This window comes from Serratia sp. TMDUHS_CL (genome assembly GCF_037137105.1).
In the GTDB taxonomy this organism is placed as follows: Bacteria; Pseudomonadota; Gammaproteobacteria; order Enterobacterales; family Enterobacteriaceae; genus Serratia; species Serratia nevei.
The window spans coordinates 452863-464486 of sequence record NZ_JBBBDV010000002.1; the positions used below are offsets into that span (position 1 = coordinate 452863).

An 11624-nucleotide genomic window follows, 5' to 3' on the forward strand; every position below is an offset into this window, starting at 1 on the left:
TTGTCATCACCTTCAGTTCCCCGCCACCGCACATTGGTAGTCCTGAATTTCGCCGGCTGAGCCCAGGTTCAGGTCGGTCAACTTCAAACGGTTCGCCAACAGCAGCATCTCGCCCTGTGGGCTGACCGCCAGCGCCAGGCCATAATTGCCGATGCTGTCGCCCTGCTCGACCACATAGTTCTGCAATAACCGGAAAGGATCTTCCTGGGTTAAATCGGTGCCCGCCAATTTTCTGGCCAGATATTGGTGGCCGACCAATTTCACCGCCAGCGGGCGCCACTGTTGATCTAATTGTTCCGCCTGCTGCCCCAGCGCGTTATAGACATCCTGACGCAGGCAGGCAACGTGAATATGCAGCTGATTCTGAGAGCGGCCATATTTCGAATTGACCGCCAGAGAAAGCCACGCATCTTTTAACGGTTTACCCAGCTCGCCGGATATATGTTCCCGGTTATTCCAGGCCTGGGCGAAATAAGGCGGCGCGTGCTCCGTCTGCAATGCCGGGCTCTCGATGCCGCTGACTTTTTCGGTTGGCATCACCAGATCGTGATAGGGGCCTTTGCTGTCCTTAAACAGCACATAACCCTCGGTTAAATCAACCTTTAAGCAGGGCGCCGGATCGTTGTTCTGCTGCTGATTAGGCACGCACTGTTGGCTGACGATTTGCCACAGCGCATTCGGATTACCACGCCCGAAGAACCACCACAGCACCGCCGCCAGCAGCAAAATGACAAGCAAAATAATTAATAGTCTGAAAAGTCTTTTCATCGTGACTCCCTGTTTACCTATTCCATCTTGAAAGGAGCGCCAGCATAAACCAAGGCTCTTATCGTCACCAGAATATTATCCTTAACGTCACCTTTCATTGACGTCTTGTTATCAAGAGAAATTAAAAATAAGGGTTTACCTAAGTAATTTAAGGTAAATTAATACCGCAGGTTGAATATGAGTGTGATATAAGCAGCCGGACTCTCTTTATATAAGGAACCGATAAGATGCCAACGATGGGCAAATCCCTGCATTATCTCGACGTGGGCTCAGGCTTTCCGTTGCTGCTGGGCCACAGCTATCTGTTCGATCTGAACATGTGGGCACCGCAGTTCGAAGCGCTGGCGAAACGCTACCGCCTGATCGTGCCGGATCTCTGGGGCCACGGCGACTCACCGGCGCTGCCGGCCGGGCGAAACAGCCTGTCGGATATCGCCGCCGATCATTTGGCGCTGATGGATCATTTGGATATTGAAGAGTTCGGCATCGTCGGCCTGTCCGTCGGCGGCATGTGGGGCGCCGAACTGGCGGCGCTGGCGCCGGAGCGGGTCAAGGTGCTGGCGCTGCTGGACAGCTATCTGGGCGACGAAACGCCGGAGGCGCGGCAGCGCTATATGGGCATGCTGGCAGCCGTTGAACAGGCCGGCGCCATCACTTCACCGCTGCTGGAATACATCGCCGCGCAGTTTTATTCCGACGAAGTACCCGATGCGTTGTCGCAGCCATTGCTGGCCCATCTGCAGAGCCTGCCCGCCGATCGCCTGCGCGAGAGCGTCGTCCCGCTGGGCCGGATGATCTTCGGTCGCCCCGACAAGCTGCCGCTGCTGAAAAACATCACCGCCGCCAGCATCGTCATCACCGGCGCGCAGGATAAACCGCGCCCGCCGGCGGAAGGCCAGCGCATGGCCGATCTTCTCGGCTGTCGTCACGTGCTGATCCCCAACGCCGGGCATATCAGCAACAAGGAAAACCCGGCGGCGGTCAACGAAACCCTGCTGGCGTTTCTGGCTGAAAACACCACCCCGCTGTTCTGGTAAGATTCCCCGGGCCGCCTGGCCCGGCGAGTCATTCCGCGCACCGCATAAATCCGTGTCGGCTCAGGATTTCCTGCCCTTGTTCGCTCAAGATAAATGCGGCCAACCGCTGTGCGCCGTCATCCAACAGGCATAAACCGTAATCCGCCTCAATGTCCAGCGGCGGCGCCAACGGCCGCACCGCCAACGTCGGGTAGGCGGCTAAAGCCGGAGCATAGCTGGCGTAGCCGAGAAAAATATCCGCCTGCCCGCCGCCTATCAGATATTCCGCCGCCAGCCGGCCCGCCGGTACCGGGGCGGAATCCATACCGCCAACCAACGGCAGCGCCCGGCGGCGCAACGCTTCCCCTTGCCCCGGCCAGTATTGCTCACAGCGTTCGAAAAGCTGCTGCGCATAATCGCCGGAAGGATCTGCCCCCGGTGTCGAGGTGGCAAGGCGCCAGTGCGGATCGAACAGCACCTCCGGCAGCGGACGCTCGGTTAATGCCGGCACGTTGCGAACCGTCACGCAGAGCCGATTGCGCGCAAAAATCTGCACCGCCCCCGCGATACCGAGATCCGCCAGCCTTTGCGGGTGCGCCAGGTTGGCCGAAGCGAACAGCTGTGGCCGCTCACCATTCTCTATCCGTTGGCGCAACAACCCCGCCGGGCCGAATTCCGCCGTGACTTTTTGCCCGGCGTGCCGCTGAAATGCCGACAGCAGCGGCGCAAACGCCAGTCGCAGGCTGCCGGCGGCAAACAGCAGGATATCACTCATCATGTCGCTCCAGTTGGCTGCGATACAGCGGCACCAGCGTCGCGTAGCGGCGGCCCGCCACCGTCAGCGGCACCCGTTCGATCGCCAGCTCGAACAGGGGTGACAGGGATTGCGCCGTTAACACCTCGCGGCAGGCCCCGAGCCGGCTGCGCCCTTCTCTGCCCAGCAGCAAAGCCCGATCGGCCACCGCGTGAGCATGGTTGGGCTGATGCGTGGAGAACACCACCGCCAACCGCTGCTCTCGCGCCAGGCGGGCCATCAGGCTCAACACCCGATCCTGGTAATGCAGATCCAGCGCCGAAGTCGGTTCATCCAGAATCAACACCTCGCAGCGCATCGCCAACGCGCGGGCGATCATCACTAATTGACGTTGGCCGCCGGATAGGCTGCCAAACTCACGCTCTGCCAGGTGCTGCAAATCCAACGACTGCAACGCTTCTCTCGCCAGCCGATGGTCCTCGGCTGACGGTGAACGGAACAGGCCGACATGGCGCGCCCGCCCCATCAATACGATATCCAGAACCCGATAGGCGAACGGCGGCGCAAAGTGCTGCGGGACAAAGCCCATCTCACCGTGGCGCTCAATCTCGCCGGATTGCGGCGTCAGGCTGCCTAACAACAGCTGCAGCAGCGTGCTCTTGCCACGCCCATTCGGGCCCAATACCGCCAGCACTTCGCCGCGCCGCAGCTGAATGTCCAGATGCTGGAACAGCGGTGCCCCGCCCGGCCAGGCGAAACTCACGCCGCTGGCGGCCAATAAGGTGTCAGTCATGCCAGCCTCTCACTTGCGCGCGGCGCAGCAGCAGCGCGAACAGCGGCGCGCCAATCAGCGCGGTCAGAATGCCCAGCGGGATTTCGCTGCTGCTCAGCGTGCGCGCCAAATCGTCAATCAACAGCATGTACAGAGCCCCCAGGCAAAGCGAAGCCGGCAGCAGGCGCCGGTGATCCGGCCCCACCAGCCGCCTCGCCACGTGCGGGATCACCAAGCCGACCCAGCCGATGCTGCCGCTGACCGCCACCTGGGCGGCCACGATGGCGGCGCACAGCGTCAAAATCAGCCAGCGGGTACGCTCAACGTTGATGCCTAATGCACCGGCATCCTCATCGCCCAACGACAGCAGATTGATGCGCCAGCGCAGCGCCAACAGCAAGCCGCCGGCCAACAGCAAAGGCACAAACAGCATCAGCAGCTTTTGCCGATCGGCGGTGGCAAAGCTGCCGAGCAGCCAAAACACGATGCTCGGCAGTTTCTCTTCGGTATCCGCCAGATATTGCATCAGGCTGACGCAGGCGGAGAAAAAGCCGCTGAGGATCACCCCCGCCAGTACCAAAGAGAGAATATTTCGCCGCGCAATGGCGCTGGTGAGAGTGAAAATCAGCAGCAGCGCCGCCATACCGAAAACAAAAGCCGACAGCAGCAGCGCCGCCAACGGCAGGCTGAGCAGGATAGCCAGCGTGCCGCCAAACGCCGCGCCGGAAGACACGCCGATAATATGCGGATCGACCAGCGGGTTGCGAAAGACGCCTTGCAAAGCCGCGCCACACAGGGCCAGCGCCGCGCCGGCGCCCATCGCCAACAGCACTCGCGGCACACGCACGCCCAGGATCACCTGGCGTTGGATAGCATCGATGCCTGCATAATGTTGCCCGGTGAACGGCTCCAGCAAAATCATCAGGCTGTGCGTCATCGGCACCTGAAAGCGACCAACGCCGAGCGAAAACAGCGCGCAGCACAGCGTCAACAACGCCAGCCAGCCCAGCCTCATTGCCCGCTCTGGCAGCAGGTGGCGCGGTAATAACGTTGATAGTAAGCGTCGACCCGCTGCTGCAGATTGATATCGGCAAAGCGCTGCGGGTAAAGTTTTTTCGCCATCCACAACTCACCCAACGCCATCGCCTCCGGCATCGGATATCCCCAGGCCTTGGCGTACTCCGGCATCAGGTAGACCCGCTTATTCTTCACCGCGTCGATCGGCTGCCACTGCGGTGACGTCAGGATCTGTTTCACCACGTCCGGGTAGCGCTCCTGCACGAAAATCACCGCCGGATCCCACTTCAGGACATCCTCGATAGAAACCTGTTTAAACCCCTGAATGTCCTTCGCCGCCACGTTGAGCGCCCCGGCGTGCCGCATCATCAACCCGGTATACTTGCCGGCGCCGTAGGTGGTGAGATCGGGGTTGGCCATATACACCCGCACCCGCCGATCTTCCGGCAGATCGCGCAGCCGTTCGGCGACCAGCGTGCGCTGCTGAATGACGTCCTTAATCAGGGCTTCGGCCTGAGGCTGACGCGACATCACTTCGCCGATCAGGCGAATGCCGTCCTGCAGCCCCAGCGTATAGGCCCGGTCTTCATCGCTCAGCTGGGGGTTCATTTTGCCCGCCTGATCGGCTGCCTCGCGGCGCAGCGAGACCGCCACCACCGGAATGCCCGCCCGTTCGATCTGCGCAATCATCTCCGGCGGCGCGTAATTGGCCACGAACACCACCTGCGGATGCAGGCCGAGCAGGCTCTCGATGTTCACCGAAGTCAGATCGCCCGGCATCGGCAGGGTTGCCAACGTCGGCGCCAGCCGCAGGTAGTTTGGCCCCAACTGCTTTTTCCAACTGCTGAGCACGCCGACCACCTGCGGCATCGCATCAAGCTGCACCAACAGGTTCAGCGTCTGGTGTTGCAGCACCACCGCGCGGGTGATGCGATCGGGCAACGTCACCTGGCGGTTGAGTTGATCGGTGACCTGGCGATCCGCCTGGGCGGCGGTGGAAAACAAAACAAGCGCCAACAGCAGGCGCGGGAGAAAGTTAAACATGGCAGTGACCGGTTGATTATCGTTGTATAGCAAATAATATAGCGATGAGCATGGCGAAACAATCAGCGGGATCAAACCGGATGCGGGTACTCGGGAGGTAAAACGAGGCGTGAATGCGATCCTGGAAGCGGATCCGCCGGTGCGGCGACGGATCCCATCGGCCCTGTAAGGGCGCGTGAAGAAGACTTATTGACCGATAGACGTCAGACCCTGGCGGATCCCTTCGTCAGCCTGCTGGCACCATGTCTGCAGCCCCTGCGGCGCTTCTTTTTCCAACGCAACCACTTTGCCGTCGTCGTTCAGCACATTGCCTTCACGGCCCATCGCTTCGCGCTTGTCGCCATCGCGGGTGTCGACGCCGCCGGGAATAGCCGCCACGTAGGCCACCATTTTCTTGGCGTTGTCGATGCTGTCGGCTTTCAGGAAGCCTTTATCGACGCAGTAAGACATCAGCCCGGCGGTATTGCGCGTGATGTCATAAACGTTTTTCAATGCGGCAGGATCCATCCCTTCAGCGTTAGCGGTGTTGAACAGGCCCAGAGTCGCGGCAATCATGCCGGTCAGAATGCTTTTTTTCATTGTTAACTCGTTTTAATAATGAAATAGTTAAGTTTTAATTATTCACAAAAAGAATGCGAACACCGCTACGGTATAACGGCGGCCTAGATTAGCACAACCCTAACGCGTTAATAACTGTGATTAAGTTAACCCCCAATAAAATAAAAACGCACGATAGGGTAATGACCCCCGCCCGGTATCATTTTTTCATGCTCGATATTGGCCACGCTCAATTCATATTAAAAATAATCTCACCCAGGAATTATTTGCAACGGAAGTGTTGGCCTGCGGTCAATCGTGCTCCCGCCCTTTGCTAAAATCACAGGCGTGACATAGCCTGTTAAGACGCGCCATGCCTAGTGGGAGGGGATTCACATGAACTATTCCGTCCGGCCGCCGCAATGCGACGACAAAACCATTCTCGATATCACGATGAATTTATATCTCTATCCGGCGGTGCTTATCGCGCATCGCCTGGGCATCTTTGAATTTATTGCTTTGCACCCCCGCAACCTGACCGATATATGCGCTCAGGCCAATGTGGAAAGACGCCCGGCGGAAACGTTGGTCATGGCGTTATTGGCATTGAAATTGATAGACAGAGACGGTGAAACATTCTCTCTCACGCCGGAAGCGGAAACCTTTTTGTTAAAAAACAACCCGCATTATTTCGGCTACTTCTGGGATTTGATGGTTGAAAATAGCGAAATTTTCTCGCTGAAAAACCTGGAAAGCGCCATCAGAAAAAATACCTCGCAGGTGTACGGCGAGCAGGAGCTGTTTGAAACCCATACGCTCGACGCCGACAGAATGCGGCGGTTTACCCACGCCATGCACAGCCTGAGCATGGGCTCGGCCAGCGTTTGGCCGGCGCTGTTGCCCCTCGGTGCCTGCCGCGCGGCGCTGGATATCGGCGGCGCCTCCGGCGCCCATGCCATCAGCCTGGCGGCCCACTGGCCGACGTTGACCTGCACCGTGTTCGATCTGCCGGAGGTGTGCCCGCTCGCCACCGACTACGCGCGCCATTACGGTCTCAGCCAGCGCATCGGCACCCACAGCGGCGATATGTGGCGCGATCCCTACCCGGCGGCGGATCTGCACCTGTACTCCAATATTTTCCACGACTGGCCGATGGACAAGAACCGCTTCCTGGCGCAAAAGAGCTATGCGGCCCTCCCGCCCGGGGGGAGGATCGTGATCCACGAAGTGCTGTACAACGATGACGGCGACGGGCCGCCTGCCGCCGCGGGGTACAGCCTGATGATGATGGGATGGACGCAGGGCCGCCAATACTCCGGCAGGGAAATCGGCGACCTGCTGCACGACGTCGGCTTCGGGCCTGCTCAGGTGCTGCCGTCGCTCGGCTATTTCAGCATCGTGACGGCGCAAAAGCCCCAGGCTTAGCGGTTCACCGAGCGCGCCATGCGGCTGTAGGTGTGGCGCACACCGCGAATCGCCACGCTGTAAGCGAAGATGTTTTCCGGCAGCGCCAGCCCCAGATAGCCGGTATCGCCGATATGGTGCAGGTCCGCCCCGGCCATTTTGCTCATCAGCGCAATCTGCCGCACGGTCTGCACGTCGGCCCCCTCTTGCGAGGTGCCGATCGCCGTCATCGCCAGCGCGCCCTGCCGCTGGGCAAAGGCGATCAGCGCCGCCACTTTCTCCTGCGACATGCCGGGAATGGTGCCCGGCGCCGGCAACAGCACGATATCCGCACCGTTCTCCACGAACAGCGCGATGTCCTGCTCGCCGATCAGCTGGCTGCCGCTTTCGCGCACGATACCGGCCCCGTGCATCTTGCCGGTCACCAGCACCATCTCGTCGCCCACTTCATCGCGAATCGCTTTCAGCGCGGCGGCGATCGCCTGATTGCTGACGCCGTTGTTCGGGTTGCCGGTCAGCACCAGCATGCGCGCGCCGAGCTGATACAGCTTGCGGGCATTCTCGGCGGTGGCGGCACGCCCCGCCGTCATCTGCCAGAAATCGTTATGTTCGGTGGCGAAGGCCGGATCGACGGCCTCCAGGTTCACCCCGATCACCCGCCCGGTCAGGCGCTGCAGCGTGCGCAGCGCCTCCTGCGGCGGCACGTCGGCGGGCAGGCCCGCGATGTGCGGATGGTCGACGTCGAACAGGTTCAGCAGCAGCAGGTCGGCGCCCTGGCTGGCCGCCAGCTCGGCGTTGGTGACGTTATTGAGCAGCGGCTGAGTGACCGCGATGGTTTCGCTGACCAAAATGCGCCCTTCGCTGGCGCGGATGGCATAGAGCAGGTCGGCTTTGCCGATATCGGCCAGATCGCTGGCGCTGCAGTCCAGATAGCGTTTCATGAGGCAAGCTCCGATGACGTTAGCGGGAATGGATGCCCCCTCGCTCAGCGCGGCGAACGAGGGGGACAGGGTTACTTCAGCGTAAAACTTTGCGCCTGCACGTTGTCGGAGTCCAGGCCGACGAACACGTTGAATTTGCCCGGCTCCGCCCCCCATTTCAGGCTGGCGTTGTAGAACTTCAGATCGTCTTCGCTAATCGGCAGCTCAACCTGCTGCGACTGGCCGGCCTTCAGCGTCACTTTCTTGAAGTTGCGCAGCTCTTTTACCGGCCGGCTGACCGAGGCGGTCACGTCCTGCAGATACAGCTGCACCACCGTGGCACCGTCGTACTTGCCGGTATTTTTCAGCGTGACGCTGGCGGTTAGCTTGCCGTTGCGCGCCATCGTCGGGCTGGACAGTTTCAGATCCGACAGGCTGAAGGTGGTGTAGCTCAGGCCGTAACCGAACGGATACAGCGGGCCGTTCGGCGAATCGAAGTAGCGCGAGGTGTACTTGCCCGGATTCTCCTTGCCGAACGGGCGGCCGGTGTTCAGGTGGTTGTAGTACATCGGGATCTGGCCGACCGAGCGCGGGAAGGTCATCGGCAGCTTGCCCGACGGGTTGTAGTCGCCGAACAGCACGTCCGCCACCGCGTTGCCGCCCTCGGTGCCGCTGTACCAGGTTTCCAGCATCGCGTCCGCCTGCTCGCTCTCCCAGCTCAGCGCCAGCGGCCGGCCGTTCATCAGCACCAGCACCAGCGGCTTGCCGGTGGCTTTCAGCGCGGCGATCAGATCGCGCTGGCTCTGCGGGATGGTGATATCGGCGCGGCTGGAGGCCTCATGTGCCATGCCCTGCGATTCCCCCACCACCGCCACGACCACGTCGGCCTTGTTCGCCGCCTGTACCGCTTCGTCGATCATCTGCTGCGGCGAACGGGTATCGAACGCCACCGCCGGCTCATACTCGTTCAGGTAGTCGATGATGCCCTTATCCTGCGTGACGTTGGCGCCCTTGGCGTAAAGAATGCGCGCCTTGTCGCCCACCGCCTGCTCCAGCCCTTCACGCAGGGTCACCGACTGCTTGACCACTCCGGCGGCCGACCAGCTGCCCATCACGTCGCGCTGGCTGTCGGCCATCGGCCCGACCAGCGCGATGGTCGCCTGCTTGCTCAGCGGCAGCGTCTGCTTATCGTTCTTCAGCAACACCATCGTTTTGCGTGCCACCACCCGCGCCTCGGCGCGGTGCAGACGGCTTTCGGCGTTGGTGTCCTGCGGGTCGGAACCCGCCGGGCCCAGATGCACATACGGATCGGTGAACAGCCCCATGTCGTACTTGGTGTTCAGCACGTCGCGGCAGGCGCGATCGATATCGCTTTCAGGCACCAGCCCGTCTTTCACCAGACCCGGCAGGTATTTGTCGTAAAACTCGTCGCTCATGCTCATGTCGACGCCGGAGGTGATTGCCAGGCGTACCGCGTCGCGCGCGTCGGCGGCCACGCCGTGTTTAATCAGCTCTTTAATTGCGCCATGGTCGCTGATGGTGATGCCTTTAAAGCCCCACTGGTCGCGCAGCAGGTCTTTCAGCAGCCACGGGTTGGCGGTGGCCGGCACGCCGTTCACCGAGTTGAGCGACACCATCACCCCGCCGCTGCCGGCATCCACCGCCGCTTTGTAAGGCGGCAGGTAGTCCTGATACATGCGCAGCGGGCTCATGTCGACGGTGTTGTAATCGCGGCCGCCTTCGACGGCGCCGTACAACGCAAAGTGTTTAACGCTGGCCATCACCGAACCGGGCTTGGCCGGGTCGCCGTTTTGATAGCCGTCGACCATCACTTTGGCGATTTTCGACACCAGCCAGGTGTCTTCGCCGAAGCCTTCGGAGACCCGGCCCCAGCGCGGATCGCGGGTGATATCGACCATCGGTGCGAAGGTCATGTTGAGGCCGTCATCGCTGGCCTCCTGCGCCGCCACGCGGGCGCTGAGCGCAATGGCTTCCAGATCGAAGCTGGCCGCCAGCCCCAGGCTGATCGGGAACACGGTGCGCTGGCCGTGCACCACGTCATAGGCGAAGAACAACGGAATTTTGAGGCGGCTGAGCTGCATCGCCTGATCCTGCATCACCCGAATGTCCGGGCGGGTGACGGTATTGAAGATGGCGCCGATCTGCCCTTTGCGAATGCCCTCGCGGATCGCTTCTTTCGGGTTATCCGGCCCGACGCTGATCAGCCGCAGCTGGCCGATCTTCTCTTCCAGCGTTATCGGCGTTTCCTGCGCAAAAGCCGGGCTGAGGGCCAGACCGGACAACATACTCACCACACAAAGCCATTTCATCTTGTTTTATCTCAGGCGTGTTTCCGCAGCCAAAGCCGCGAGGTTTAATCGGAGTGAAGAAACAGTTTGCCACACTCTGTTTCATCGCCAAGGGAATTCGCATCGGTAATGTTTACAAAGCATTACAGGTTATCGGCAGGTAATTCTGCAGCCGGGCGCGGCTGTCGGCGGCCTCCGCCGTCAGAAAATCGATCAGCGGCGCCAACGCCGGCGGCGGCGCCCCGCGTTCAGGATAGACCAGATAATAGGCCGCGCCGCTGCTGACGCAGAGCGGGAACGGCGTCACGACACGCCGCGCCTGAATATCCTCCTCCAGCAGGCACAGATCGCCGATGGCGATGCCGAACCCCTGCAGCGCGGCGCTCATCGCCAGATCGAGAGTATCGAAATGCTGAGCCTTGCCGGACGGCAGCGCATCGGCGCCCGCCGCCTTCAGCCAGCGCAGCCAGTCGCGGCGATCGCGCGTCGGGTGCAGCAGGGTTTTGTCCGTCAAATCCACCAACCGGGGCGCCGGCGGCAGAAACGTCGGCGTGCAGACCGGCGTGAGGATTTCGTCGAACAGCAGGTGCGCGGTCAGTTTTTTACCCGGCGGCCGGCCGAATACCACCGCGGCGTCAAACTGCTCGGTACTGAAATCCAGACCGTGCGACACCGAGGCGGTCAGCTCGATATGCATGTCCGGCCGTTCATTCTGCAGGCGAATCACGCGCGGCAGCACCCAGCGCATCGCGCAGGTCGGGCATTTGATGCGCAGCGCCCCCGGCGGGGCGGCGGCCCGCGTCAGCGCCTCGTCCAGCTGCCCCAGCGCCTGCTGCACCGGCGCCAGCAGTTGCGCGCCCTGCGGCGTCAGCGCCAAACCGCGCGCCTGGCGGCTGAACAGCGGATAACCCAGGCGCTGCTCCAGCCCGAGAATTTGCCGGCTGACCGCCCCCTGCGTCAGGTGCAGCTCCCGGGCGGCATGGGTAAAGTTGAGGCGTTGCGCCACCACCACGAAGGTTTTCAACACGTCGAGCGACGGCAGGGATATCGGCATAGCGGGCCTCGATTAGGTATGATCGTAGT

Annotated in this window: 11 protein-coding genes; 2 read left to right on the forward strand and 9 right to left on the reverse strand. The window is 61.3% G+C overall.

The window, feature by feature from the left end; genetic code table 11:
- Positions 1–12 precede the first annotated feature (12 nt).
- Positions 13–768: a CDP-diacylglycerol diphosphatase gene (locus tag WCL58_RS05905; protein WP_060440451.1), complete on the reverse strand. Its 756-nt coding sequence runs from the start codon at positions 766–768 to the stop codon at positions 13–15.
- A 236-nt stretch (positions 769–1004) separates the two neighbouring features.
- On the opposite strand from WCL58_RS05905, the gene WCL58_RS05910 reads away from it, so the two are divergent.
- Positions 1005–1805 (forward strand): alpha/beta fold hydrolase, encoded by an 801-nt coding sequence (locus WCL58_RS05910; protein WP_336850780.1) that lies wholly within the window; start codon positions 1005–1007, stop codon positions 1803–1805.
- A 28-nt stretch (positions 1806–1833) separates the two neighbouring features.
- Here WCL58_RS05910 and WCL58_RS05915 read toward each other — a convergent pair whose 3' ends face one another.
- From WCL58_RS05915 to WCL58_RS05935, 5 genes are all read right to left on the reverse strand, one after another.
- Positions 1834–2559 (reverse strand): substrate-binding domain-containing protein, encoded by a 726-nt coding sequence (locus WCL58_RS05915; RefSeq protein ID WP_100396129.1) that lies wholly within the window; start codon positions 2557–2559, stop codon positions 1834–1836.
- A complete protein-coding gene (locus WCL58_RS05920; protein ID WP_060440454.1) occupies positions 2552–3331 on the reverse strand; it encodes an ABC transporter ATP-binding protein in 780 nt (259 codons plus the stop codon). The genes WCL58_RS05915 and WCL58_RS05920 overlap by 8 nt, the downstream gene beginning before the upstream one ends.
- Positions 3324–4325, reverse strand: coding sequence for a FecCD family ABC transporter permease (locus WCL58_RS05925; RefSeq protein WP_049201062.1), 1002 nt, complete (start codon positions 4323–4325; stop codon positions 3324–3326). Before WCL58_RS05925 ends, WCL58_RS05920 begins: the two co-directional genes overlap by 8 nt.
- Positions 4322–5371 carry an ABC transporter substrate-binding protein gene (locus WCL58_RS05930; RefSeq protein WP_147839594.1) on the reverse strand — a complete coding sequence of 350 codons (1050 nt, stop codon included), beginning with the start codon at positions 5369–5371 and terminating at the stop codon, positions 4322–4324. Before WCL58_RS05930 ends, WCL58_RS05925 begins: the two co-directional genes overlap by 4 nt.
- Positions 5372–5557: 186 nt before the next feature.
- On the reverse strand, positions 5558–5950 hold the full coding sequence (locus tag WCL58_RS05935) for a hypothetical protein (protein ID WP_060421050.1): 393 nt from the start codon (positions 5948–5950) through the stop codon (positions 5558–5560).
- A 354-nt stretch (positions 5951–6304) separates the two neighbouring features.
- Here WCL58_RS05935 and WCL58_RS05940 point away from each other — a divergent pair, with 354 nt between their 5' ends.
- On the forward strand, positions 6305–7333 hold the full coding sequence (locus tag WCL58_RS05940; RefSeq protein ID WP_084826621.1) for a methyltransferase: 1029 nt from the start codon (positions 6305–6307) through the stop codon (positions 7331–7333).
- On the opposite strand, the gene WCL58_RS05945 is transcribed toward WCL58_RS05940, so the two are convergent.
- The 3 genes from WCL58_RS05945 to WCL58_RS05955 form a co-directional block, all read right to left on the reverse strand.
- The gene (locus WCL58_RS05945) at positions 7330–8253 is read right to left on the reverse strand and encodes a DUF7916 family protein (protein WP_049201071.1); all 924 of its coding nucleotides are present in this window, start codon (positions 8251–8253) and stop codon (positions 7330–7332) included. The genes WCL58_RS05940 and WCL58_RS05945 overlap by 4 nt on opposite strands.
- A gap of 71 nt (positions 8254–8324) precedes the next feature.
- Positions 8325–10562, reverse strand: a complete 2238-nt coding sequence (gene bglX / locus WCL58_RS05950; protein ID WP_336850719.1) for a beta-glucosidase BglX — start codon at positions 10560–10562, stop codon at positions 8325–8327.
- A 112-nt stretch (positions 10563–10674) separates the two neighbouring features.
- Positions 10675–11595, reverse strand: coding sequence for a LysR substrate-binding domain-containing protein (locus WCL58_RS05955; protein WP_147839596.1), 921 nt, complete (start codon positions 11593–11595; stop codon positions 10675–10677).
- Between the last annotated feature and the right edge of the window lie 29 nt (positions 11596–11624).

Coding starts and splice junctions, on each gene's coding strand:
- WCL58_RS05935 (WP_060421050.1), bottom strand. CDS start 5,950: ATGAAAAAAAGCATTCTGACCGGCATGATTGCCGCGACTCTGGGCCTG.
- WCL58_RS05915 (WP_100396129.1), bottom strand. CDS start 2,559: ATGAGTGATATCCTGCTGTTTGCCGCCGGCAGCCTGCGACTGGCGTTT.
- bglX (WP_336850719.1), bottom strand. CDS start 10,562: ATGAAATGGCTTTGTGTGGTGAGTATGTTGTCCGGTCTGGCCCTCAGC.
- WCL58_RS05940 (WP_084826621.1), top strand. CDS start 6,305: ATGAACTATTCCGTCCGGCCGCCGCAATGCGACGACAAAACCATTCTC.
- WCL58_RS05920 (WP_060440454.1), bottom strand. CDS start 3,331: ATGACTGACACCTTATTGGCCGCCAGCGGCGTGAGTTTCGCCTGGCCG.
- WCL58_RS05925 (WP_049201062.1), bottom strand. CDS start 4,325: ATGAGGCTGGGCTGGCTGGCGTTGTTGACGCTGTGCTGCGCGCTGTTT.
- WCL58_RS05955 (WP_147839596.1), bottom strand. CDS start 11,595: ATGCCGATATCCCTGCCGTCGCTCGACGTGTTGAAAACCTTCGTGGTG.
- WCL58_RS05930 (WP_147839594.1), bottom strand. CDS start 5,371: ATGTTTAACTTTCTCCCGCGCCTGCTGTTGGCGCTTGTTTTGTTTTCC.
- WCL58_RS05945 (WP_049201071.1), bottom strand. CDS start 8,253: ATGAAACGCTATCTGGACTGCAGCGCCAGCGATCTGGCCGATATCGGC.
- WCL58_RS05905 (WP_060440451.1), bottom strand. CDS start 768: ATGAAAAGACTTTTCAGACTATTAATTATTTTGCTTGTCATTTTGCTG.
- WCL58_RS05910 (WP_336850780.1), top strand. CDS start 1,005: ATGGGCAAATCCCTGCATTATCTCGACGTGGGCTCAGGCTTTCCGTTG.